At 65.4% G+C, this 23,074-nt stretch carries 19 protein-coding genes; 11 read left to right on the top strand and 8 right to left on the bottom strand.

The window, feature by feature from the left end; all coding sequences use genetic code 11:
* On the top strand, positions 1 to 1,005 hold a 1,005-nt coding region (locus tag AWJ14_RS03920), incomplete at its 5' end, for an efflux RND transporter periplasmic adaptor subunit (protein ID WP_066175228.1).
* 16 nt (positions 1,006 to 1,021) lie between these two features.
* Positions 1,022 to 4,144, top strand: coding sequence for an efflux RND transporter permease subunit (locus AWJ14_RS03915; protein WP_066175180.1), 3,123 nt, complete (start codon positions 1,022 to 1,024; stop codon positions 4,142 to 4,144).
* A gap of 95 nt (positions 4,145 to 4,239) precedes the next feature.
* Here the strand turns inward: AWJ14_RS03915 and AWJ14_RS03910 are convergent, their stop codons facing one another.
* Together AWJ14_RS03910 and AWJ14_RS03905 are read right to left on the bottom strand one after the other, a co-directional pair.
* Positions 4,240 to 5,589 carry a GAF domain-containing protein gene (locus AWJ14_RS03910; protein ID WP_066175179.1) on the bottom strand — a complete coding sequence of 450 codons (1,350 nt, stop codon included), beginning with the start codon at positions 5,587 to 5,589 and terminating at the stop codon, positions 4,240 to 4,242.
* Positions 5,586 to 6,065, bottom strand: coding sequence for a hypothetical protein (locus AWJ14_RS03905; RefSeq protein WP_066175177.1), 480 nt, complete (start codon positions 6,063 to 6,065; stop codon positions 5,586 to 5,588). The genes AWJ14_RS03910 and AWJ14_RS03905 overlap by 4 nt, the downstream gene beginning before the upstream one ends.
* 161 nt (positions 6,066 to 6,226) lie before the next feature.
* Between AWJ14_RS03905 and AWJ14_RS03900 the strand changes: the two genes are divergently transcribed.
* From AWJ14_RS03900 to AWJ14_RS03880, 5 genes are all read left to right on the top strand, one after another.
* Complete coding sequence (locus AWJ14_RS03900) at positions 6,227 to 6,934, top strand: hemerythrin domain-containing protein (protein ID WP_066175176.1); 708 nt, start codon at positions 6,227 to 6,229, stop codon at positions 6,932 to 6,934.
* Between the two features lie 665 nt (positions 6,935 to 7,599).
* A complete protein-coding gene (locus AWJ14_RS03895; RefSeq protein ID WP_066175174.1) occupies positions 7,600 to 8,700 on the top strand; it encodes an ABC transporter ATP-binding protein in 1,101 nt (366 codons plus the stop codon).
* Positions 8,701 to 8,777: 77 nt separating this feature from the next.
* A complete protein-coding gene (locus AWJ14_RS03890; RefSeq protein WP_066175172.1) occupies positions 8,778 to 9,887 on the top strand; it encodes an extracellular solute-binding protein in 1,110 nt (369 codons plus the stop codon).
* A gap of 115 nt (positions 9,888 to 10,002) precedes the next feature.
* Positions 10,003 to 11,586 (top strand): ABC transporter permease, encoded by a 1,584-nt coding sequence (locus tag AWJ14_RS03885; protein ID WP_066175170.1) that lies wholly within the window; start codon positions 10,003 to 10,005, stop codon positions 11,584 to 11,586.
* A gap of 358 nt (positions 11,587 to 11,944) precedes the next feature.
* A complete protein-coding gene (locus AWJ14_RS03880) occupies positions 11,945 to 12,769 on the top strand; it encodes an ABC transporter permease (protein ID WP_245304124.1) in 825 nt (274 codons plus the stop codon).
* A gap of 147 nt (positions 12,770 to 12,916) precedes the next feature.
* On the opposite strand, the gene AWJ14_RS03875 is transcribed toward AWJ14_RS03880, so the two are convergent.
* From AWJ14_RS03875 to AWJ14_RS03850, 6 genes are read right to left on the bottom strand one after another with little or no spacing between them, the layout of a single operon-like run.
* Complete coding sequence (locus AWJ14_RS03875; protein WP_245304119.1) at positions 12,917 to 13,663, bottom strand: SDR family NAD(P)-dependent oxidoreductase; 747 nt, start codon at positions 13,661 to 13,663, stop codon at positions 12,917 to 12,919.
* A gap of 1 nt (position 13,664) precedes the next feature.
* Entirely contained in the window at positions 13,665 to 14,546 is an 882-nt protein-coding gene (locus AWJ14_RS03870) for a polysaccharide deacetylase family protein (RefSeq protein ID WP_066175165.1), read from the bottom strand.
* Positions 14,547 to 14,564: 18 nt separating this feature from the next.
* Positions 14,565 to 16,265 carry a dipeptide ABC transporter ATP-binding protein gene (locus tag AWJ14_RS03865; RefSeq protein ID WP_066175163.1) on the bottom strand — a complete coding sequence of 567 codons (1,701 nt, stop codon included), beginning with the start codon at positions 16,263 to 16,265 and terminating at the stop codon, positions 14,565 to 14,567.
* Complete coding sequence (locus AWJ14_RS03860) at positions 16,262 to 17,140, bottom strand: ABC transporter permease (RefSeq protein ID WP_066175162.1); 879 nt, start codon at positions 17,138 to 17,140, stop codon at positions 16,262 to 16,264. The genes AWJ14_RS03865 and AWJ14_RS03860 overlap by 4 nt, the downstream gene beginning before the upstream one ends.
* Positions 17,140 to 18,111, bottom strand: coding sequence for an ABC transporter permease (locus AWJ14_RS03855; RefSeq protein ID WP_066175161.1), 972 nt, complete (start codon positions 18,109 to 18,111; stop codon positions 17,140 to 17,142). The genes AWJ14_RS03860 and AWJ14_RS03855 overlap by 1 nt, the downstream gene beginning before the upstream one ends.
* Positions 18,112 to 18,169: 58 nt before the next feature.
* Entirely contained in the window at positions 18,170 to 18,871 is a 702-nt protein-coding gene (locus AWJ14_RS03850) for a creatininase family protein (RefSeq protein WP_066175159.1), read from the bottom strand.
* A gap of 193 nt (positions 18,872 to 19,064) precedes the next feature.
* On the opposite strand from AWJ14_RS03850, the gene AWJ14_RS03845 reads away from it, so the two are divergent.
* The 4 genes from AWJ14_RS03845 (at position 19,065) to AWJ14_RS03830 (ending at position 23,040) form a co-directional block, all read left to right on the top strand.
* On the top strand, positions 19,065 to 19,631 hold the full coding sequence (locus tag AWJ14_RS03845) for a MarR family winged helix-turn-helix transcriptional regulator (RefSeq protein WP_083219992.1): 567 nt from the start codon (positions 19,065 to 19,067) through the stop codon (positions 19,629 to 19,631).
* On the top strand, positions 19,628 to 21,217 hold the full coding sequence (locus tag AWJ14_RS03840) for an ABC transporter substrate-binding protein (protein WP_066175157.1): 1,590 nt from the start codon (positions 19,628 to 19,630) through the stop codon (positions 21,215 to 21,217). The genes AWJ14_RS03845 and AWJ14_RS03840 overlap by 4 nt, the downstream gene beginning before the upstream one ends.
* A 65-nt stretch (positions 21,218 to 21,282) precedes the next feature.
* Complete coding sequence (locus tag AWJ14_RS03835) at positions 21,283 to 22,248, top strand: isoaspartyl peptidase/L-asparaginase family protein (RefSeq protein ID WP_066175155.1); 966 nt, start codon at positions 21,283 to 21,285, stop codon at positions 22,246 to 22,248.
* Positions 22,249 to 22,395: 147 nt separating this feature from the next.
* Positions 22,396 to 23,040 carry a TetR/AcrR family transcriptional regulator gene (locus AWJ14_RS03830; RefSeq protein WP_066175153.1) on the top strand — a complete coding sequence of 215 codons (645 nt, stop codon included), beginning with the start codon at positions 22,396 to 22,398 and terminating at the stop codon, positions 23,038 to 23,040.
* Positions 23,041 to 23,074: the final 34 nt, after the last annotated feature.

Genomic DNA, 23,074 nt, shown 5'->3' with positions numbered 1-23,074 from the left:
GGCACGGTGACCTCCACGCTGCCCGGGCGCGTCGTCGCCTCGGGCGTCGCCGAAGTCCGCCCCCAGGTCAACGGCATCATCATGGAACGCCTGTTCGACGAAGGGTCCGCCGTCAAGGAAGGCGACATTCTCTACCGGATCGATCCCTCGACCTATCGCGCCCAGGTCGTGGCTGCGGAGGCCGCTGTCGCCGAGGCGCAAGCGGGCCTCGATTCGGCCAACCGCGAACTCAAGCGCATGGAAGCCCTGCGCAAGAGCAACGTGACCAGTGAACAGGCGCTCGACTCCGCCATCACCACCCGCGACATTGCCGACGCCGCGCTGCAGGTCGCCCAGGCAAAACTGCTCGCCGCCAATATCGACCTGGAGCGGACCACGATCCGCGCCCAGCTGTCGGGCAAGATCGGCCGTTCGCTGACCACCCAGGGCGCGCTCGTCATTTCCGGCCAGACCGCCCCGCTGGCGGTGATCCGCAAGCTCGATCCGGTCTATGTCGACGTCGCGCAATCGGCCGCCGACCTGGTCCGCTGGAAGCGCCAGGGTCCGCTGATGGCCGGCAAGAACGCCGACACCAAGGTCCAGCTGATGCTCGCCGACCGCACCGTGTTCGACCAGACCGGCGAACTGACCGCCGCCGAACCGCATGTCGACGAACAGACCGGCGTGGTCACGCTCAGGCTCCAGTTCTCCAATCCCGACGAAATGCTGCTGCCGGGCATGTATGTCCAGGTCGAGATGCCGCAGGGCGTCATCCAGGGCGCCGTCCTGGTGCCCCAGGAAGGCGTCTCGCGCAATCGCCGCGGCGATCCCACGGCGATGGTGGTCGGCCCCGACAATGTGGTCGAGCAGCGCACCCTGACGGTCATCAGCGACCGTGGTTCGGACTGGATCGTCACCGACGGCATCAAGTCCGGCGACCGCGTGATCGTCGAAGGCCTTCAGAAGATTGCACCGGGAGCCACGGTGGCCCCGGAAGAACGTGCCGCCGAGCCGGCCCAGAACTGATCCCGCGGAGACCACCATGGCACGCTTTTTCATCGACCGGCCGATCTTCGCCTGGGTGATATCGATCATCATCATGGGTGCGGGCGTGCTGTCCATTCTCACGCTTCCGGTCTCGCAGTATCCGCAGATCGCGCCCCCGACGATCTCGATCTCGGCAAATTATCCCGGCGCGTCCGCGCAAACCGTCGCCAACACGGTGACACAGGTCATCGAGCAACGGCTGACCGGGCTCGACGGCCTGAGATATTTCTCGTCGAGCTCCACCTCGGCCGGCACGGCGTCGATCACGCTCACCTTCGAAACCGGCGTCGATCCCGACATTGCCCAGGTGCAGGTGCAGAACAAGCTGTCCCAGGCGCTGACCCTGCTGCCCGAAACCGTCCAGCGCCTGGGCGTGACGGTGCAGAAGTCCTCGGCAAGCTTCCTGATGGTGATCGCGCTCATCTCGGAAAATGGCGCGCTCGACGAGACCGACCTGTCCGACTATCTCAACACCAACCTGGTCGATGAGTTCAGCCGCCTCGAAGGCGTCGGCGAAGTGCAGGTGTTCGGCGCCAAATACGCCATGCGCATCTGGCTCGACCCGGTCAAGCTCGCAGCCTACGAGCTTGCCCCCCAGGATGTCGTCAACGCGGTCTCGGCGCAGAACGCCCAGATCTCGGCCGGCGCCTTCGGCACCCTGCCGACGGTCGAGGGCCAGCAGCTCAACGCCACCATCACCGCGCAGTCGCTGCTGACCACGCCTGAGGATTTCGAGGGCATCGTCGTTCGCGCGGCAACCGATGGCGGCCTGGTGCTCCTCAAGGACATCGCCCGGGTCGAAATCGGCGCCGAGAACTATTCCACCATCGCCCGCTACAACGGCAACCCTTCGACCGGCATGGCCATCAGGCTCGCGGCCGGCGCGAACGCGCTCAACACCGCCGAACTGGTGAAGGCGAAGATCGAGGAAGCCTCGGCCTTCTTCCCCGAAGGCGTGACCTATGTCGTGCCCTACGACACCACGCCCTTCATCCAGATCTCCATCGGCGAAGTGATCAAGACGCTGGCCGAGGCCATCGTGCTCGTGTTCCTGGTGATGCTGCTGTTCCTGCAGAATTTCCGCGCAACGCTGATCCCGACGCTCGCGGTGCCGGTGGTGCTGCTCGGCACCTTCGGCATCCTCGCCGCGGCCGGCTTCTCCATCAACACGCTGACCATGCTCGCCATGGTGCTCGCCATCGGCCTTCTCGTCGACGACGCCATCGTGGTGGTCGAGAACGTCGAGCGCATCATGGAGGAGGAGGGACTGCCACCGCTCGAAGCGACGCGCAAGTCGATGGGCCAGATCACCGGCGCCCTGATCGGGATCGCCCTGGTGCTGTCGGCGGTGTTCGTCCCCATGGCGTTCTTCGGCGGCTCGACCGGGGTCATCTACCAGCAGTTCTCGATCACCATCGTCTCGGCCATGGGTCTGTCGGTGCTGGTGGCGCTGACACTCACCCCGGCGCTCTGCGCCACCTTGCTCACCTCCAAGGCAGCCCAGCACGCCAAGACCGGCCCTGCGGGCTGGTTCAACCGCGGCTTCGAACGGGTGAGCCGCGGCTATGGCGGCACCGTCGGCTGGATCATCCGCCGGCCGCTGCGCGTCGGCCTGATCTATCTGTGCCTCGTCGGCGGCCTGGTCTGGAGCTTCATGCAGACCCCGACGGCATTCCTGCCCGACGAGGACCAGGGCATCCTGCTCGTGCTCGTGCAAGCCCCCACCGGGGCCACGGCGGAACGCACGCAGAAGGTCCTCAATCAGGTCGAGCGGCACTTCCTCGACAACGAGTCGGAGAGCGTCGACAGCATGTTCGGCGTCGTCGGCTTCTCCTTTGCCGGACAGGGCCAGAACATGGGTCTTGCCTTCGTCCGCCTGAAGGACTGGGAAGAGCGCAAATCGCCGGGGCAAAGCGCCCAGGCGATCGCCGGGCGCGCCTTCCCGGCGCTGATGGCCATCCAGGACGCCATGGTGTTCCCGATCGTGCCGCCCTCGGTTCCTGAACTCGGCATCATGAGCGGCTTCGACTTCTATCTCGAGGCCCGCGACGGCCAGAGCCACGACCAGTTGCTCGAAGCGCGCAACCAGTTGCTCGGCATGGCCGCGCAAAGCCCGCTGATCGCCTCCGCGCGTCCGAACGGCCTCGAGGATGCGTCCCAGTACCACCTCGACATCGACTGGCGGGCCGCCGGCGCCATGGGGGTCACGGCCTCCGACGTCGCCCAGGTGCTCCGCGTCGCCTGGGCCGGCAGCTATGTAAACGACTTCGTCGACCGCGACCGGATCAAGCGCGTCTACATCCAGGGCGAAGGCGATTCCCGCGCGCTTCCCTCGGATCTGGCCAAGTGGAAGGTGCGCAATTCGAGCGGCGGGCTGGTGCCCTTCGCCAACTTTGCCGAAGGCAGCTGGACCTTCGGTCCGCAGGGTCTGAACCGCTACAACGCGGTCGCGGCCATGCAGATCCAGGGATCGCCCGCCCCGGGCGTGACCACCGGCGAGGCGATGGCCGAAATCGAACGCCTGGCCGCCCAGTTACCAGGCTACGAAGTGGCCTGGACCGGCCTGTCGCTCGAGGAACGCCAGTCCGGCAACCAGGCGCCGCTGCTCTATGCGCTGTCGCTGGCGGCGGTGTTCCTCTGCCTGGCCGCGCTCTACGAGAGCTGGTCGATTCCCTTCGCCGTCATGCTGGTGATGCCGGTCGGCATCCTCGGCGCGGTTTTGTGGACCCTGTTCGGCGGCTATCAGAACGGCGTGTTCTTCCAGGTGGGCCTGCTCACCGTGGTGGGGCTGACGGGCAAGAACGCGATCCTGATCGTGGAATTCGCCCGCGAACGCTTCGAGGCCGGGGAGTCCTTGTTCGAGGCCGTCCGCGAAGCCGCGCGCCAGCGCTTCCGGCCGATCATCATGACCTCGATGGCGTTTTCGCTCGGCGTGCTGCCGCTGGTCATCAGCACCGGCGCCGGCTCCGGCGGGCGCAACGCCATCGGCACCAGCGTGCTCGGCGGCACGCTGACGGGCACCGTGCTCGGCATTCTGTTCGTGCCGCTGTTCTTCGTGCTGGTCACCCGGCGCAACAAGAAGAAGGAGCAGGCAGCACCCGCGCCTGCGGAGAGCTAGGATCGCTGCGGGCGGCCCGCCACTCCAATCGGCCCAACGGCCGCGCCCTCGGGCGCGGCCGTTTTCGTTTGCGCGGGCACCGGCCTGAAGGGCTGTTAGGCGTCGTCGATGACGGTCAGCTCCGGCACCCCGTCGATCTCGAGCCGGAGCCGGCCGCGGTCGGCGCGCACCAGCCGGATCGGCCCGCCCTTTTCCTCGAGCCGCCGGCGCAGCAGGATCAGCCGCGTCTCCAGATTGTCCTTGTAATCCGGCAGCAGCAGGGAGCGGTCGCGGCGGATTTCCCTGTTGAGGAAGTCCCGGCGCCCGGTGGCGAGATAGTCGCCGAGAAAATGATGCAGCAGGCGGCCTGGCACACCGCGGATCAGGTATTCGTCATCCAGGAAGATCGAGCCGTCGCGGCTGTAATAGCGCACGCGGATCGCTGGCCCGGTTGCGGTTGCCGTCACCCGATCGCCCGCCCGTGGCGGGACGGCGCTCGGCCCACGTGCCAGCTGCTCGGCGAGCATCAGCGTCAACGCCAGTTGCCTGCCGGTGATGACAAGCGCCTCCTCGTCGGCATGGCGAAACGCGAAGGGCCTGTCCGATTCGGTAAAGATCACCCCGAGCAGACGATCCTGGACCAGCATCGGCACGGCAAGCTGGCTCGAGGGCGACGCGATGGCCGGCAGGGCAAGCCGGCCATCGCCGCCCAGCCCGCTGGTCGACCTGACGGCGCTCACATAGCGCTGGCCCCGGCTCATGACGCTGATGCGGACCGGAACCCGTGCCTGCGCGGCCATGCCGATGCTGCCCGTGCCGAAGGCCGCTTCCGCCCCGAAGCCGAAACGGTCATAGCCGCGGCTCGCGATCGTGGTCAGCTGGCCCCGCGCCGCATCGGCAAGCAGCACCATCGTGTGGCTGAACCCGAACAGGGTCTCGAGCCCTTCCAGCGTCCGGTCCAGCGCCTGCTCTGCATCGCTTGTCGCGGCCAGTATGGCGCTGAGCCGCCCGGTCATGGCAAGATGGTCGCGGGCCTCAGTTTCCCGCGGCTGCGGCAGTTCCAGCGGATTGGCCGGCGGCACCGCGCGGCAGTCCATCACCCGGTACACGTCGAGCGCCCTGAGCTTCATCACGTCGCCCATGCCCTGTTCCCGGCTGACCACCGCAAGCTGGGCCGCCACCCGGTCGAAAACCTCGCCTTCCGTCTCCGATCGCTCGAAGACCAGGTCCATGATGTGCTGTTGCCCGGTCGAGCCGTCGACGACCATCACCGTGGCGCGCCCGTTGCTCGCGACATTGGCGGCGGTCTTGGAAAAGAACTGGTTGGAGAGCGCCACATGCCGGTCATCGACGAAATGGACATGGGACAGATAGGAGATGTTGGGCATCCCCTCCGTGTCGGTGGTGGCGATCACCGACGGGATCACGCCTTCCAGCGAATCGCGGATGTCTCCGAGTCGGATCATGGCGCCGGGAACCCGTCGGTCAGGCGCCGTCCGGCCGCCGGTCCCGGCGTCTGCACGAACAGGTCGCAGGGCAGGAAGCTGACCCGCACCAGTTCATGGTCGCTCAAGGTGCTCGACAGCTGCAGCCGGGTGACCCCAAGCCCGCCGAGCGTCTCGAGCATCTCCGCCACATAGCGGCTGCCCTGCGCACTTTCGGCCGCCGTTGCCGGCCGCACGCCGGTGATGATCCCCTTGATCTGGTAGGCCTGATAATCGTCGGGCTTCACATGGGTGGTCGAGATTGGCAGGCCCGGCCGGGCCCAGGCCACCGCCTCCGGCCACTGGCTGCGCGAAACCAGAACCGAGATCTCGCCGCTGTCGGGATCGAAGCGCGCACCGGTGCCGCGGCCGATCATCGGACGATGCGCCTGGTTGCGCGTGGCGATGAGACTCATGACACGGCCCTGGATGAAACGCGCCACATCGGTTTCAAGCATCGCCTGCCCTCCCGCAATCGCCAATCAGTAGAAACTTAGGAAAGATTTAGCAACGCCGCATCGGCGCTTAGCAAGCATTTAGGAAGCGGCACGTCCCGCCGCCGTCTATTCCGCTCCCATCGGCCGAACCAACCGGCTTCACCCCGAAACGGAGCATTGCCATGAACGAACACACTTGTCTCACCGAGATTGCCGACCTCAAGACCCGCTACGATCTCTATGGCGGCGTGCACAAGGGCCTGCGCCGGGCCGGCTGCGAGCTGCTGCTGCGACTGGGGTCGGTCGATTTCGCCGACGCCGGGGAGACAGAAGCCGTGCTGTCGATGCTGCGGCTCTATCTCGATCTCGCCGCCAGCCACGTGATGCACGAGGATCTGCACATCCATCAGGCGCTGCAGGCGCGCGGCGTCTCCACCGCGACGGTCGACCATCAGCACGACGACCACCGCCGCGATTTCGCGGCCCTCGAAGCGCTCGCCCAGGAGATCGAAAGCGCCGCTCCCGCAGAGCGCCGCGCCGCCTGCCGCAAGCTCTACCTCGCCTTTGCTGCCTATCTGGCCGACGACCTCGCACACATGCACGAGGAAGAAACCGTGACCGCCCCGGCGCTGTGGGGCGCGTTTACCGACGACGAGCTGATGGACATCGAGAGGCGGATCATCGGCTCGATCCCGCCCGAGAAGAACATGGCCTTCATGCGCGCCATGATCCCGGCCATGAACCCGGCCGAACGCGAGGCCCTGCTCGGCGGCATGCAGAGAGGCGCTCCGGCGGAGGTCTTCAACGCGGTGATCGAGTTCGCCGTGCGCCCAAGCCTGCCCGCGGCAGCATTCCGGGCTCTCGCAAGCCGGCTCAGGATCGCGGCATGACCGCGGTGTCGCCCCTCAGGCTCGTGCCGAGGCCGGCCGCGAGGGCGAAACGGTCTCCGCGGTGCCGGGATTGCCCTCGGCCCTGCGCCGCGCGGCTGGACCGCCTGCTTGCCGAGCCCGGCATGCCCGTGTCGCATGACCAGCCCGACAGCCGCCCACCGCGTGCGCAAAACCGGTGCGCCCGGCACCCCCGAGGCCTGTCCGCAAGCCTCTAGGCGCCCCTTCAGAGCCGCACCGCAGCGCCGGGACCGGGCAGGCCGACAGCCTGCCCGGTTTGGCTTCGGGGCGCATCTGCGGCAGGAGGGGCCGGCTATCAGGGCCGGACCATCCGGGCGGCTGCGCCGCAACCGACGAAAGGAGACCGCATCTGCACCCCAGATCCGTATCTGCCCGACAGCAACGCAAGGAATTGCTTTTCCATCGCAATGGATCGCTGTCGCACAGTCACCCTCCATTCAACGTAATTCCCTGAAAAATATCCACTTTAGGAAATGGATGATCAATTGGAACGAGCGGGTGGACAGCACTGCCGTGATCTGTAAACATAAAGAGCGTTCAAAAAAGGAACGCCAATTCGATCGATCGTGCGGATAATCGGCAAACAATTGCTGAACCGCCGGCAAGGGGAAGGGCAACAAAGGCCCGCAGTCAGTTAGGAGCGTGTTTTGGTATCAACCAACACGGATGACGGCTTCGTCGTGTTCGACGGCGTGCAGAAAAGCTATGACGGGGAAAATCTCGTCGTCAAAGATCTCAACCTCTCCATCGCCAAGGGCGAGTTCCTCACCATGCTCGGGCCGTCCGGCTCCGGAAAGACCACCTGCCTGATGATGCTGGCCGGCTTCGAGACCGCCACCAACGGCGCCATCCGGCTCGGCGGCAAGGAGATCAACAACATCCCGCCGCACAAGCGCGGCATCGGCATGGTGTTCCAGAACTACGCCCTGTTTCCGCACATGACGGTGGCCGAAAACCTGTCCTTTCCGCTCGAGGTGCGCAAGATCGGCAAGGCCGAGCGCGAGACCAAGGTCCGCCGCGCGCTCGACATGGTGCAGATGGGCGAGTTCGGCGGCCGCAGGCCGGCGCAATTGTCCGGCGGCCAGCAGCAGCGCATCGCGCTTGCCCGCGCACTGGTGTTCGAGGCCGAACTGGTGCTGATGGACGAGCCGCTCGGCGCGCTCGACAAGCAGCTGCGCGAACACATGCAGTTCGAGATCAAGCACATCGCCGACAATCTCGGCATCACCGTGGTTTATGTCACCCACGACCAGACCGAGGCGTTGACCATGTCCGACCGGGTCGCCGTGTTTCAGGACGGCCGCATCCAGCAACTGGCACCGCCAGACGAACTTTACGAGGAGCCACAGAACAGCTTCGTGGCCCAGTTCATCGGCGAGAACAACACGCTGATGGGCAAGATCGAGAAGATCGACGCGGACAGCGCCCTGGTGCGGCTCGACAATGGCGACCTGATCGACACCGTGCCCGTCAATGTCGACAAGGTCGGTGACCGCACGCTGGTCTCGATCCGGCCCGAGCGGGTCGAATTCAATCGTGAACGACTGCTGCCCGACGCCCATACGCTCAAGGCCGAAGTGCTCGAGTTCATCTATATGGGCGATATCTACCGCACCCGGCTCAGGGTCGCCGGTACCGACGACTTCATCGTCAAGACACGCAACGCCCCCGATCAGCGCCGGCTCAAGCCGGGAGAGACGATCGAAATCGGGTGGCGTCCGCAGGACTGCCGCGCGCTCGACGCGTGAACCACCCCTAGCCCCCAAGTGAGTGCCCGATCCGCGGGGGAAAACCATAAACGGGTATCCTAACAAGGAGAACAGACATGAAATCCAAACTCGCAATCCTGATGTGCGGCGCCGCGCTCGCCGCCACCGGCGTGCAGGCGCAGGACGCTAAGATGGCCGACAGCATGACCATCGTCAGCTGGGGCGGCGCCTACCAGAAAAGCCAGATCAACGCCTATGCGGAGCCCTACAAGGAGAAACATCCCGAGGTGGAGATCGTCTGGGACGAAAGTTCGAACGAGGCCGTCGCCAAGCTGCGCGCCATGAACGAGGCCGGCAACATCACCTGGGATCTGGTCGATGTCGTCGCCGCCGATGCGATCCGGCTCTGCGACGAAGGCCTGGCGATGGAATACGACCCGGACGAGCTGCTGGCGCCCGCGCCCGACGGCACCCCGGCCTCGGAGGATTTCGGCGACCTGATCGTCAGCGACTGCTACATTCCGCAGATCGTCTATTCGACCACCTTCGGCTACCGCACCGACATGGTCGGCGACACCCCGCCCACCAATATCTGCGACGTGTTCGACCTCGAGAAATATCCCGGCAAGCGCGCGCTCGAAAAGCGCCCGATCAACAACATGGAATGGGCGCTTTTGTGCGACGGCGTTGCCAAGGGCGACGTCTATGACGTGCTCGAAACCGAGGAAGGCCAGGCCCGGGCGCTCGCCAAGCTCGACACCATCAAGGACCAGGTGATCTGGTGGTCTTCGGGCGCCGACACCCCGCAGCTGCTCGCCGACGGCGAAGTGGTGATGGGCTCGACCTACAATGGCCGCCTGTTCAGCCTGATCGAAGAGCAGAACCAGCCGGTCGCCATGCTCTGGGACGCGCAGGTGTTCGACCTCGACGGCTGGATCATCCCCGCCGGCCTGCCCGAGGAGCGTCTCGCCCGGGTGAAGGACTTCCTCATGTTCGCCACCGACACCCAGCGCCTCGCCGACCAGGCCAAGTACATCTCCTACGGTCCGGCGCGCTCGTCGTCGGCGCCGCTGGTGGGCAAGCATGCCGAACTCGGCATCGAGATGGCGCCGCATATGCCAACCGATCCGGCCAATGCGAAGAACACCTTCCTGTACAACTACACCTGGTGGGCCGACTACCGCGATGACCTGGACGCCAAGTTCCAGGCCTGGCTCGCACAGTAACGGCCAGACGACCGGAAGGGGCTGCACTGGCGGCCCCTTCCCGCCCGCCGGTTGAGGATTGCCGGCGCCATCCCCGACAGGCAACAGGACGCGACAGCAGGACGGAACCGGCCCCATGACTGACGCCACCCCAAGCACCCAGAACGGCCCGATGCTGTCCGCGGACGGCACGCCCCTCAAGAAGAGCCTGCAGATCGCGCTGCGCCGCCAGAAGATCCGGGCACTGATGCTGATCGCCCCGCTGCTTCTGTTCGTGCTGATCAGCTTCATCGCCCCGATCGCCGACATGCTGTTCCGCTCGGTCGAAAACGAGATCGTGTCGGAGACACTGCCGCGCACCGTGATCGCGCTCGAGGACTGGGGCTATGACGACGGCAAGGCCGCGCCGCCCGGCGAAGACGTCTATGCCGCGCTCTATGTGGACCTGTCCGAGGCCGAAGAACTCAAGGTCCACACCCGGCTCGGCTCCCGTCTCAATTACGAAACCACCGGCATGTCCTCGCTGTTCCGCAAGACCGGACGCGGCGTGGGACGCATGGACACCGACATCTATGCCGACCAGTTCATCGCGCTCGATCCGCGCTGGGAAGACCCGGCCGCCTGGATCGCGCTGATGGACGCGCCCGGCATCTCGGAAGTCCTGCCCGAAACCGCCTCCGCCTGGTCATCCTGGCAACGCATTCTCGTCAGCAAGAACGACGACATCGCCGAGGAACAGCCCGAGGATTTCCTCTACCCCATGCTGTTCCGGGACCTGGTCCGGCACCCCGCGGACCGCGTCGCCGCCTATGACGGCCCGAACGCCGACATGCTCGCCGCCGCCCGCGCCGCCGTGGACGGCTTCGAGGCAGTCTCGCTCGAGGAACAGTTCATCGACATCGACAAGGACTGGGCGAGCCCCGAGATCTGGGGCACCATCAAGGCCTTCTCCTCGCCCTATACCGCCGGCTATTTCCTCTCCTCCGTCGATCTCAAGCTCACCCCCGCCGGCATCGAGGAACAGCCGGAGAGCCAGCAGATCTACATGCTCCTGTTCGGACGCACGCTGTTCATGAGCATGGTGATCATGGGCTCGTGCATCCTGCTCGGCTATCCCATCGCCTATCTTTTGTCGAACCTGCCGCTTCGCACCTCGAACCTGCTGCTGATCCTGGTGCTGCTGCCGTTCTGGACCTCGCTTCTGGTGCGCACCTCGGCCTGGAAGGTGCTGTTGCAGCAGCAGGGCGTGATCAACGACATCCTGGTGTGGCTCGGCCTCGTCGCCGACGGCGACCGGCTGGTGATGATCAACAACCAGTTCGGCACCATCGTCGCCATGACCCATATCCTTCTGCCCTTCATGATCCTGCCGCTCTATTCGGTGATGAAGACCATTCCGCCTTCCTATGTGCGCGCCGCCAAGTCGCTCGGCGCCACCGACTGGACTGCCTTCTGGCGGGTCTATTTCCCGCAATCGGTGCCCGGCATCGGCGCGGGCTCGATCCTCGTCTTCATCCTGTCGATCGGCTACTACATCACGCCCGAACTGGTGGGCGGCACCACCGGGACCTTCATTTCAAACCGCATCGCCTACCATATCTCGTCCTCGCTCAACTGGGGCCTCGCGGCCGCATTGGGAACGATCCTGCTGGCGGTCGTGCTGGTGCTCTACTGGGTCTATGACCGGATCGTGGGCATCGACAATGTGAGCCTGGGATAGAGAGATGCGCAAATTCAAGAAGCCCGCCGTCGACCTGATCCGCTTCGTGCTGCCGCTGATGGCGCTCGCCGGCGCCGGGTTCGGCTTTCTCGTCGGCACCGCCAACGACGCGCCCTTTATCGGCCTGCTGCTGGGCGCCCTCTGCGGCGCCGTCCTCTCCCTGGTGCTTGCGAAATTCGTGCCGTCGCCGCGGGCGGGCATCGCCGCGGCCACAGTGCTGTTTGCCCTCGCCGGCTTCGCGCTTGCCGGAACCGGCGGCCTGATCGGCGGCGCGGTGATTGGCTTCGTGCTCGGCTGGCTGAGCTACTGGCTTGCGACCGGCCGCTACCGCGCCGGCACGCCGGTCTATGCCACGCCACTGCAGGTGCTGTGGCACAACACCTTCAAGTTCATCTGCGCGGCGATCTTCTTCTTCCTGATCGCCCCGATCGTCACGGTGATCCCGCTCAGCTTCAACGCCGAGAATTTCTTCACCTTCACCCCGGCCATGCTCTCCTTCGATCCCGAAGGCTATTCGCTCAAGCATTACCGCGATTTCTTCACCAATCCAGACTGGCAGCAGGCGCTCGCCAATTCGGTGCAGATCGCGCCGGCGGCGACGTTGATTTCGGTCACGCTCGGCACGCTCGCCGCCATCGGCCTGTCGCAGCCGCATGTGCCGTTCCGTCGCGCGATCATGGCCATCCTGATCTCGCCGATGATCGTGCCGCTGATCATCTCCGCGGCCGGCATGTATTTCTTCTATTCGCGGATCGGCCTGCAGGGCACCTATATCGGCGTGGTGCTGGCCCATGCCGCGCTCGGCATTCCCTTCGTCATCATCACCGTCACCGCCACGCTGGTGGGCTTCGACCAGTCGCTCACGCGCGCCGCCGCCAATATGGGCGCAGACCCCGTCACCACCTTCTTTAGGGTGCAGATGCCGCTGATCCTGCCCGGCGTGATCTCGGGCGGGCTGTTCGCCTTCATCACATCCTTCGACGAGGTGGTGGTGGTGCTGTTCGTGGGGTCGGCCGGGCAGAAGACCCTGCCCTGGCAGATGTTCACCGGCCTGCGCGAGCAGATCAGCCCGACGATCCTCGCCGTCGCCACCATTCTCGTGGTGATTTCGATCCTGCTTTTGACGCTGGTCGAGCTGTTGCGCCGCCGCTCCGAACGGCTGCGCGGCCTGTCGCCGGGCTGAGCACTGTGAAAGCCAGGCGCGGTCTTCCTCGGCCCCTAATGCCTGTCGCGTTCAAATGTATTCATTTGAACGACAACGACATGCATTCATTCAAGGTTTTACAGCGTCCTTTGCGCATCCGAACGGATGCGCAAAGGACGCTGTAAGTCAGCGGACCCACTGCATGCCGTCGATCTGAATGTCCTGACCGGTCATGAAGTTCGGCTCGGCGGTCGCGAGGAAGGTGACGACGCTTGCCACGTCCTCGGGCGTGCCGACCCGCTGCAGGACGATGCCCGCCGCCAGCTGGGCCTCACGCGCGTCGATCATGGCGTTCGACCGCTCGGTCTTGATCACGCCCGGGCAGACCGCGTTGACGGTGATCTCGGGCCCGAGTTCCTTGGCCAGCGCCCGCGTCATGCCGAGAATCCCGGCCTTGGCGGCGGTGTAGGAGAACCTGCTGACCGCGCTGGTCACGCCGCCAGTATGCGCATTCATCGACGACATGTTGACGATCCGGCCGCCGCCATTGCGCCGCATCAGCTCAACCGAGGGCTGGATATAGTTGAACGCGCCCTTGAGATTGATGGCGATGATCTCGTCGAACTCGCTTTCGCTGATCTCGGTGATGCCCTTGGGCTGCGGCTTGCCGGCATTGTTGAACAACACGTCGAGACGGCCGAACCTCTCATCGACCTTGGCCAGGATCTCGGCCGCGCGGGCGTGGTCGGCGACATCCGCGACGAAACGCATCGCCTCCCGGCCGAGTTCGGCAATCTCCCCGGCCGTGCGCGCAAGATCGTCTTCGATCAGGTCGACCAATACGATGTCGTGGCCGTGGCGCGCCAGGTCGAGCGCGCAGGCGCGGCCGATGCCGCGACCGCCGCCGGTGACGAGGGCAACCTTCGCTCCCATCTCAGCCTCCATGCGCCTTGGCGTAGCCGGCGATGTCGGCATGGGTGCCAAACCAGACATCGTCATGCCCCTGGATGTGCCGGATCAGCTCTTCCAGAATGAAGATGCGCGAGCGATAGCCGGTGACATGCGGATGCATGGTCAGCAGGAACAGTCCGCCTTCGGCATAGGCCCGGTCGAACTCACGCCTGAAGATGTCGAGCACCGCCGGCGGCGGCGTGTAGGGTCGGTGCGCCGTGAATCGGTTCATGTTGAAATAGACCGCATCGTCGCGGATCCACTCGACCGGCAGTTCGACGATGCCCGTCGCCTCGCCGTCCTCGAGGATCTCGTAGGGGTCGTCGTCGGCCATCAGCGAGGAATCGTAGAGAAGGCCGAGTTCACGCTCGATTTCGAGCGTGACCGAGGAAAAATCCCAGGACGGCGTGCGCATGCCGACCGGGCGGATGCCGGTGATCTTTTCCAGCGTGTCGGCGGCGCGCAGGTGAAGCTCGCGCTCCTTCTCGGGCGGCACCTTGGTGTTGACCTCGTGGATCCAGCCATGCAGGCCCACTTCATGGCCCCGCGCCACCACGTCGCGCTGTTCGTCCGGATAGAGCAGCGCGCAGACGGCGGGGACGAAGAAGGTCGCCGGAACGCCGGCCTTCTCCAGGACGTCGAGAATGCGCGGCACGCCGACGCGGTTGCCATACTGGCCCTGCGACATGCGCCCGATCGATTCGCCGCCGTCGCGCAGTTCGTTGGTCTCGTGGTCGCTGTCAAACGACAGCGCCACCGCGCAGCGCGCGCCGTCCTTCCAGGCCTTCGGTTTCAGCGACCTGCCGGCCCGGACCTTGTTGACCTTGCCGCGCCAGGTCTCTTCTTCCCATTCCCAGGGTTCCATCCTCGTCGTCTTCCCTTGCTATTCTGCCGCTTCGGGCAGCACCGGCACGGCTTCGAGCAGCCGTTTGGTGTAATCGTGTTGCGGATTGTCGTAGATTTCGGCCGCGCCGCCCTCCTCCACGATCCGGCCGCGATACATGATCGCCACCCGGTCGCAGAGATGCCGGACCACCGACAGGTCGTGGCTGATGAAGATCAGCGACAGATCGAGTTCGCGGCGCAGCTTGATCAGGAGATTGATGATCTGCGCCTGGATCGAGACATCGAGCGAGGCAACCGGCTCGTCGCAGACCACGACATCGGGCTGCATGGCGAGCGCCCGGGCGATGGCGATGCGCTGGCGCTGGCCGCCCGAGAACTGGTGCGGAAAGCGGTTGGAAAGCGCCGGGTCCAGCCCCACCGCCGCCAGCCAGCGCCCGACATAATCAGGCGCGTCCCTGCGGGTGATCAGCCGGTGGGCAATCGGCCCCTCGGCGATGATGTCGCCGATCCGCATGCGCCCGTTGAGCGAGGCGAACGGGTCCTGGAAGATGGTCTGGACGCGGGTGGTGATCTTGACGGGGCTGCGGCCCCCGCTCATCACCGCCTTGCCGTTGAGGCGCACCGTGCCGGCCGTCGGCGCATAGATACCCGCGGCCATGCGGCCGAGCGTCGATTTGCCGGAGCCCGATTCCCCGACCAGGCCCAGCACCTCGCCGCGATGGAGCGTCAGGCTTACGCCATCGACGGCGCGGACGATCGGCTCCGGTGCGGCCCAGCCGGCCCTGACCGCCAGCGACTGGATCAGGCCGGCCGGCTTCTGGTAGATCTTCACGGCGTCTTCGATCACCAGATAGGGACTGCCGAGCGGCGGAACCTCATGGGTCGCGGCCTCCCGGGGCGGCGGCACGGCATCCGCGTCCGCGCCACGCGCCAGCATCTCGCCGGGCTTTGCCCGCGAGGGCAAGGCATCGAGCAGGCCCTTGGTGTAGTCGTGCCGGGGATGGGTGAGCACGTCGAGCGCGGCGCCGGTCTCCACGATCTGGCCGTAACGCATCACCGCCACCCGGTCGGCAAGCGAGGCGACCACCGCGAGATCGTGGCTGATCCAGATCAGCGCGGTGCCGAGTTCGGCCACCAGTTCCTTCATCTCGGAGAGGATCTCCGCCTGCACCGAGACGTCGAGCGCCGTCGTCGGCTCGTCGCAGATGATGAGCTTGGGGCGGTGCAACAGCGCAATCGCGATCGCCACCCGCTGGCGCATGCCGCCGGAGAACTGGTGCGGATAATAGTCGACCTTGATCTCCGGATCGGGAATGCGCACCTGCGCCAGCGCCGCGATCGCGCGCCTGCGCGCTTCGTCGGCGCCGATCTTTTCGTGGGCTTCGAGCGCCAGCCGGATCTGGGTTTCGATCGACAGCACCGGGTTCAAGGTCATCATCGGATCCTGGAACACCATCGAGACGGTCTTGCCGCGGATCTGGCGCAACTCGGAGGCGGAGAGCCCGGTCAGCTCCCGCCCTTCGAGCTTGATCGAACCTTCGACGATCCGGCCCGGCTCGTCGATCAGGCCGATGATCGAGAATCCGGTGATCGACTTGCCCGACCCCGATTCGCCCACCAGTCCGAGCACCTCGCCCGGATTGATGGTGAACGAGACGCCGTCGACGGCCTTGATCTCGCCGCGCGCGGTCGCAAACCAGGTCCTGAGATCGGTGACTTCGAGAAGCGGCGCGGTCATCGGCGGAGCCTCGGATTGAGCTGGTCGCGGATCTGGTCGCCGACCAGGTTGAGCGACACGATGAACAGGATCAGTGCGATGCCGGGATAGATCGAGATCCAGTAGCGCCCGGACAGAAGATACTGGAAGCCGTTGGCGATCAGCATGCCGAGCGACGGCTCGGTCGGGGGCAGGCCCACGCCCAGGAAGGACAGCGTGGCTTCGAGCGAGATCGCGCTGGCCACCTGCACCGTGCCGACCACGATCAGCGGCGGCAGCGAATTGGGCAGGATATGCTTGAGCACCACCCGGGTGTGCGAGAGCGGCACCGACAGCGCCGCCTCGACATAGTCCTTCTGCCGCTCGGCCGAGGCCGCGCCATGGGCGGTGCGGGCGAAATAGGCATACTGGGCGAAGATCAGCGCCATGATCAACTGGTAGCGCCCCTGACCGAGCATGGCGGCGATGACGAAGGCCAGGAGGATTGCCGGAAACGACAGCTGCAGATCGATGATCCGCATGATCAGGCTTTCGAAGCGGCCGCCGACATAGGCTGCCGAGGTGCCGACGAACGCGCCGATCAGGAAGGCGATGCCGCCGGCGATCACGCCCATCTCGAGCGAGATGCGCAAGCCGTAGATGATCGCCGACAACAGGTCGCGTCCCTGTGAGTCGGTGCCGAGCCAGTGGACATAGCCCTGGGTGCCGACATAGCCGGGCGGCCGGCGCGCATCGCGCAGCACGAGATTGGCGAGATCATAAGGATCCTGCGGCGCCACCAGCGGCGCCAGGATGGCAATCGCAACGATCAGCAGCACCACCACGGCGGCGATCGCGGCGGTGCGGTTGCTGGAAAATTCAGACAGGAAGCGGGAGAGCGGCGTGGTTTCGCGCATCACGCACGTCCTTTCCTAAGACGGGGATCGAGCAGCGCATAGGCAAGGTCGACCACGAGATTGATGACGATGAACAACAGCGCGACCAGCATCAGGTAGGCGACCATCACCGGACGATCGAGCGAGGTGATGCTGTCGATGATGAGCTTGCCGAGCCCGGGCCAGGAGAAGATCGTCTCCGTGACCACCGCGAAGGCCAGCGTCGAGCCGAGTTCCAGCCCGAACACCGTGACCAGCGGGATCGAGATCAGCCTGAGCACGTGGCGCGACAGCACCGTGAATTCCGAAAGCCCCGCGGCGCGGGCGAATTTGACAGTGTCGCTGAGCATGACCTCCCGGGTGCCGGCGCGGGCGAGGCGGATCATCAGCGAAAACTTGAACAGCGCCAGATTGAGTGCCGGCAGCAGCAGGTGCTGCATCCCGTCAAGCGTCAGGAAGCTGAAGGGAACGCCGAATAGGTCGAGGGTCTCCCCGCGCCCGCCGGCCGGCATGCAGCCGCACTGCACCGCGAACAGCATGATCAGCATCAACCCGAACCAGAAGGTCGGCACCGAAAAGCCGAGAATGGATACCGCCATGATCGCCCGCGACACCGGGCTGTGCGGCCGGTAGCCGGCATAGATGCCGATCGGGATGCCCACGAGGCTCGCAAACATCACCGCCGTCAGCGTCAGTTCCAGCGTGGCCGGCAGCCGCGACAGGATGAGATCGCTGACCGGCATGTTGTAGACGAAGGAATGGCCGAAATCGCCCTGGATCAGGCGCCCCAGGAAGCCGAGATATTGCTGCCACAGCGGCAGGTCGAGGCCGTATTGGGCGATCACCGCCGCACGGATGTCCTGGGTCGCATCCGGGGATATCAGCACGTCGATCGGATTGCCGACGGCATAGACGCCGCAGAAGACCAGCACCGACATCGCAAGGATGACGACAATGGCCTGCCACAGCCGTTGCAAGACGAAGACCAGCATCGTGTTCTCCCGTTCGTTCCTTGCGTGTTTCAGTCGGTTGATGCGGCCGCGGCCGCCATCAGTTCCATTCGCCTTCGAGCAGCGCACGGGTCTCCGCGACGGCGACCTCCCAGATCGCCTGCATGTCCGCATCCGGGCGCTGATAGAGCCCGTGATAATTGCCGTCGCCGAGAAGTTCCCGCTTGCGCGCCGCGCCGACCCTGGCGAGCGCGGCAAAATCGACCTTCGGCTTGCGGTCGGCGGGCTGGCGCTGGTCGGCGACCCGCGTCCAGGGGAAGTTTTCCATCCAGGAGGCGTGGGAGGCCGCCTCGTCGATTTCCAGCACCTTGCCCATGGTCAGCGGCGCGCGCCACCAGTCGTGAAACTTGACCGAGGTGTGGGGATGGTCGTTCAGCCATTCCGAGACCAGCGCGGTGACCGGCGTGTTGCCGCCATGACCGTTGACGATCAGGATGCGGCGGAAGCCGGAGCGGTGAAGGCTGTCGAGAAGATCGCGCATCACGCCGATATAGGTCGAGAGCGTCAGGCTCAGCGTCCCCGGAAAATCGGCGAAGGACGAGGCGAGCCCGTAGGGGACCACCGGGAACACCGGGATGCCGAGCGGCTCGGCCGCATCGACGGCGACCTTCTCGGCCAGGATCATGTCGGTTGCCAGGCTGATATAGGCGTGCTGCTCGACACTGCCGATCGGAAGCACGCACCGGTCGTCCTCTTGGATCCGGTCTTCCACCTGCATCCAGTTCATGTCCGCGATTCTCATCGTCACTCCCTTGTAGATCTCACCCAGGCGCTGCCCAAACATTGGGCAAGGTGATGAAAAACTGCCCCGGAAAGACCTCTCCGTGGCCAGACAAATGTTCCATAAGGAACTATAAAAAGAGATTGACAGCCAATAAACCTAGCGTCAAGTTCCAAATGGAACGATATCTTATCCAGGACCGGCAGGAGGAGCAATGGTGCGGCCACCCAACACCACGTCTTTGGACACGTTGCTGAGGAAGGGTGGCCAGGCGGCGGCCGGAGCCCATGGCGTTGAGGATCTGGTGGCGGTGAAGCTGTGGGAAAACCCGTGCTGGCTGTCTTTCCGCATCAATTTCCTGGCGCTTCAGTTCAACGAACCGATCTACCGCTTCATCGAGAAAAAGACCGGCGTGCCGCGCCCCGAATATGTCGTGCTCTATTCGCTCGGCCTGTCGGACGGCCTGACCGCGAGCGCGATCTGCAGCTCTTCCGGGTTCCCCAAGAACACCATCAGCCGCGCCATCCAGAAGCTGGTCGACAAGAACATCATCCGCAGGGAGATCGACCCGGCGGACCTCAGGAGCTTCGTGCTCTACCTCACCGACGAAGGACGACGCATCCTCGCCGAGACCATGCAGCCCATGGTCGATCGCGAGCGGGTGATGCTGTCGGGCCTGACCGCGGCCGAACAGCTGATGCTGTCCGAATTGCTGGCAAAAGTCGTCGTCGATTCCCCCAACTGGCCCCAGATGATCAACCCACAGGAGACTGAAGTATGAATGCCATCAAGTTGTTCCGCACTGCCGCCTTGGCCGCTGCCTTGCTCGGGAGTGTCTCGGGCGCGGCACTCGCTGCCGACCTGACCATCGGTGTCCGGGCCGGCCCGCTCTCGATCGATCCGCATTTCACCGCGGCCGGCACCCATGCCGAAGCCGTCAAGCATATCTACGATACGCTGGTGAAGTCGGGCAACGAGCTCGAGCTCGAGCCGGGCCTGGCCGAAAGCTGGACCGCGATCGATGACACCACCTGGGAGTTCAAGCTGCGCCAGGGCGTGAAATTCCACGATGGATCGGATTTCACCGCCGAGGACGTGAAGTTCTCGATCGAGCGCATTCCCAACGTGACCGGCCCCAACCCGACGACCATCTATGTCCGCCGCGTCGCCGGCATCGAGATCGTCGACGACTACACGATCCGCATCAAGACCGATGGTCCGGCGCCGAACCTGCCCAACGACTTCATCCGCCTGTTCGTGGTCTCGCACACCGCGGCCGAAAACTATTCCGACACCGCCGAACACGCGGCGGAAGGCTTCAATTCCGGCAAGGCCGCCATCGGCACGGGTCCCTACAAGTTCGTCTCCTGGACCCCGAAGGAAGAACTCGTCCTCGAGAAATTCGACGGTTACTGGGGCGGCGCCGAGCCGTGGGACAAGGTCGTCCGCAAGGAGATCCCGAACGACGCCGCCCGCGTCGCCCAGCTGAAAGCCGGCCAGGTCGACATCATCGCCCGCGTCCCGGCCTCCGACGTGCCGACGCTCGAGCGCGACGGCAGCCTGTCGATCGTCAAGCACAACAGCGTGTACCTGTTCAACATGGGCTTCGACTTCCGCGACGAGACCCCCCAGGTCACGGCCAAGGACGGATCGCCGCTGGGCAAGAACCCGTTCCAGGATGCCAGGGTGCGTGAGGCCTTCGATCTGGCGATCGATCGCGAAACCATCACCGAGATCGCCATGGAAACCATGGGCACGCCGCAGTCGCAGCTCGTGACCCCGAACATCTTCGGCTACAACCCCGACATCGCGGTGCCGACGCCCGACATCGAGAAGGCCAGGCAGCTTTTGGCCGACGCCGGCTACCCGGATGGCTTCAAGGTTGTGTTCTCCTTCACCAATGACCGCCTGCCCGGCGACAAGGATGTCGGCACCACCATTGCCCAGATGCTCGCCGCCATCGGCGTCGAGGTCGAGGCCAATGCCCAGCCGGGCGCCGTCTTCTTCCCGGCCAACACCCGCGGCGACTACACCCTGACCATGTCCGGCTGGGGCACGCTTACGGGCGAAGCCAACTACACGCTGTCCTCGCTGGTTCACACCAACGATCCCGAGCTCAAGCTCGGCGCCTTCAACGTCCGCGGCTACTCCAACCCGGAGATGGACAAGCTGATCGAGGACGCGGCGGTGGAAATGGATTCCGCCAAGCGCGAGAAACTTCTTCAGGACGCCAACCTGCTGGTCTCGACCGATCGCCCGAACCTGTCGATAGCCTCGATCATCAGCGCCTGGGGCATGAAGAAGACGATCACGATCACGCCGCGCTCCGACGAGGACACGCTGGCGATGAACATTCGCGCGAACTGAGCGGTTTGCGATGATGGGGGCCGGATCGCAAGATCCGGCCCTTTCTATATGGAAAGGAACAGGAAATGAACCCGACGGCATTGGCAATCCATGGCGGCTGCGGCGTCATGGCCAGACTGGATCTGGCGGAAGACGAGTGGATCGCCGCGCGCGCGGACCTCGGCAGGTCGCTCGAGGCCGGCTGGGCGGTGCTGACGGCAGGCGGCAGCGCGCTCGATGCGGTCGAGGCCGCCGTCGTGGTGATGGAGGATTCGCCGCATTTCAACGCCGGGCACGGCGCGGCGCTCAACACCGATGGCGAACACGAACTCGACGCCGCGATCATGAACGGCGCCGATCTCGCCGCCGGCAGCGTGACGCTCGCCCGGCGGATCCGCAACCCGATCAGGGCGGCCCGCGCCGTGATGGAGGCGCAAGAGGCGGTCATGCTCGGCGGCCCGGCCGCGGATGCCTTTGCCGCCGGCGCGGGCCTCGACATCGTCGAGCCGTCCTATTTCACCACCGAACGGCGGGTGGCGGCGCTCAGCGCGATGAAACGACATCAGGCCGCGGGAACCGCCGCCAAGGCCAGCGAGGCGGAGAAACACGGCACCGTCGGCGCCGTGGCGCTCGACAGCGCCGGCACGCTCGCCGCGGCCACCTCCACCGGCGGCTACACCAACAAGCCCGCAGGCCGCATCGGCGACAGCCCGATCATCGGCGCCGGCACCTATGCGCGAAACGGCGTCTGCGCCGTCTCCGGCACCGGCAAGGGCGAATATTTCATCCGCCACGCCGTCGCCCACGAGATTGCGAGCCGCATGGCCTATCTCGGCGAAAGCCTCGAGGACGCGGCTTCGAAGGTGATCCATCAGGATCTCAAGCCGCACGACATCGGCGCGGGACTGGTCGCCGTCGGCGCCGACGGGGCGATCACCGCCCCCTACAACACCGACGGCATGTTCCGCGGCTGGGTGCTGCCCGGCGGACGCATGTTCGTCGCCTCCCACGCAGAGGTCTTCGACCTGGCGACGCTGCCCCGGCCCCGCTGAGCCAGGCAAGGGCGCAAAAGCCCTCCTCGATCCCGGCCGGGCACGGCTGCCTCCTGGCCGGGCCGGGCCGCGCCGGGGCTTACATTGGCAATGCCGTCAAATCAGGTTAATCCATGGGGCCAACTGTTTCAGAGAGGAAACCTCCCCATGAAAGCGCGCGGCAGAGCGAGGTCGGGCGGCCGCACGGAAATCCTCGATGCCGCCGCCGTTGCCTTTATGGAATACGGCTTTGCAGGCACGTCGATCGACATGGTCGCCGACGTCCTCGGCTCGACGAAGGGCAAGATCTACTACCACTTCAAGAGCAAGACCAATCTCTATCTCGACGTCCACCGCGAGACCATGACCGCTTATATCGAAGCGATCGAGGAGGTCGCCAAGGGCGCCGGCACGCCGCTCGAGAAGCTGCATGGCGTGCTGATGACGCTGGCCCGGCAGATCATGGAGCGCCTGCCCTATGCAAAGGTGGCCGTGGAAGGCGTGGACATGCACATGTCGCGCAGCACCACGCCCGAGCAGCGCGCCGTGCTGCGCGAAATCATCGACTTGCGCGACCGCGGCGAAGCGATCCTGGTCGGGATCATCGAGGACGGCATGGCCCAGGGACTGCTGCGCCCCTGCAATCCGCGGCTGATCGTCAAGCCGATGCTGGGCGCCCTGAACTGGATGACCGTCTGGTACCGCCCGCGGCCGGAGGATACGCCGGAGTCCCGCGAGGCCCTGGCGGAAACCCTGGTCGACTACCTGCTGAACGGCATCGCCGCGCCGCACCGGGCCGAGGCCCGCGCCTGACCCCGGCCGTTCGGGCGGCGGGCGCGCGGTTTCC

The organism is Parahoeflea olei (assembly GCF_001703635.1).
Classification (GTDB): Bacteria; Pseudomonadota; Alphaproteobacteria; order Rhizobiales; family Rhizobiaceae; genus Hoeflea; species Hoeflea olei.
This window is presented reverse-complemented; position numbering and strand designations above follow the sequence as displayed.

Excerpts from the sequence above, each read along its gene's own strand:
- AWJ14_RS03890 (WP_066175172.1), top strand. The coding sequence starts at position 8,778 with ATGAAATCCAAACTCGCAATCCTGATGTGCGGCGCCGCGCTCGCCGCC.
- AWJ14_RS03835 (WP_066175155.1), top strand. The coding sequence starts at position 21,283 with ATGAACCCGACGGCATTGGCAATCCATGGCGGCTGCGGCGTCATGGCC.
- AWJ14_RS03830 (WP_066175153.1), top strand. The coding sequence starts at position 22,396 with ATGAAAGCGCGCGGCAGAGCGAGGTCGGGCGGCCGCACGGAAATCCTC.
- AWJ14_RS03910 (WP_066175179.1), bottom strand. The coding sequence starts at position 5,589 with ATGATCCGACTCGGAGACATCCGCGATTCGCTGGAAGGCGTGATCCCG.
- AWJ14_RS03900 (WP_066175176.1), top strand. The coding sequence starts at position 6,227 with ATGAACGAACACACTTGTCTCACCGAGATTGCCGACCTCAAGACCCGC.
- AWJ14_RS03905 (WP_066175177.1), bottom strand. The coding sequence starts at position 6,065 with ATGCTTGAAACCGATGTGGCGCGTTTCATCCAGGGCCGTGTCATGAGT.
- AWJ14_RS03915 (WP_066175180.1), top strand. The coding sequence starts at position 1,022 with ATGGCACGCTTTTTCATCGACCGGCCGATCTTCGCCTGGGTGATATCG.
- AWJ14_RS03850 (WP_066175159.1), bottom strand. The coding sequence starts at position 18,871 with ATGAGAATCGCGGACATGAACTGGATGCAGGTGGAAGACCGGATCCAA.
- AWJ14_RS03885 (WP_066175170.1), top strand. The coding sequence starts at position 10,003 with ATGACTGACGCCACCCCAAGCACCCAGAACGGCCCGATGCTGTCCGCG.
- AWJ14_RS03860 (WP_066175162.1), bottom strand. The coding sequence starts at position 17,140 with ATGCGCGAAACCACGCCGCTCTCCCGCTTCCTGTCTGAATTTTCCAGC.
- AWJ14_RS03845 (WP_083219992.1), top strand. The coding sequence starts at position 19,065 with ATGGTGCGGCCACCCAACACCACGTCTTTGGACACGTTGCTGAGGAAG.
- AWJ14_RS03870 (WP_066175165.1), bottom strand. The coding sequence starts at position 14,546 with ATGGAACCCTGGGAATGGGAAGAAGAGACCTGGCGCGGCAAGGTCAAC.
- AWJ14_RS03875 (WP_245304119.1), bottom strand. The coding sequence starts at position 13,663 with ATGGGAGCGAAGGTTGCCCTCGTCACCGGCGGCGGTCGCGGCATCGGC.
- AWJ14_RS03855 (WP_066175161.1), bottom strand. The coding sequence starts at position 18,111 with ATGCTGGTCTTCGTCTTGCAACGGCTGTGGCAGGCCATTGTCGTCATC.
- AWJ14_RS03865 (WP_066175163.1), bottom strand. The coding sequence starts at position 16,265 with ATGACCGCGCCGCTTCTCGAAGTCACCGATCTCAGGACCTGGTTTGCG.
- AWJ14_RS03840 (WP_066175157.1), top strand. The coding sequence starts at position 19,628 with ATGAATGCCATCAAGTTGTTCCGCACTGCCGCCTTGGCCGCTGCCTTG.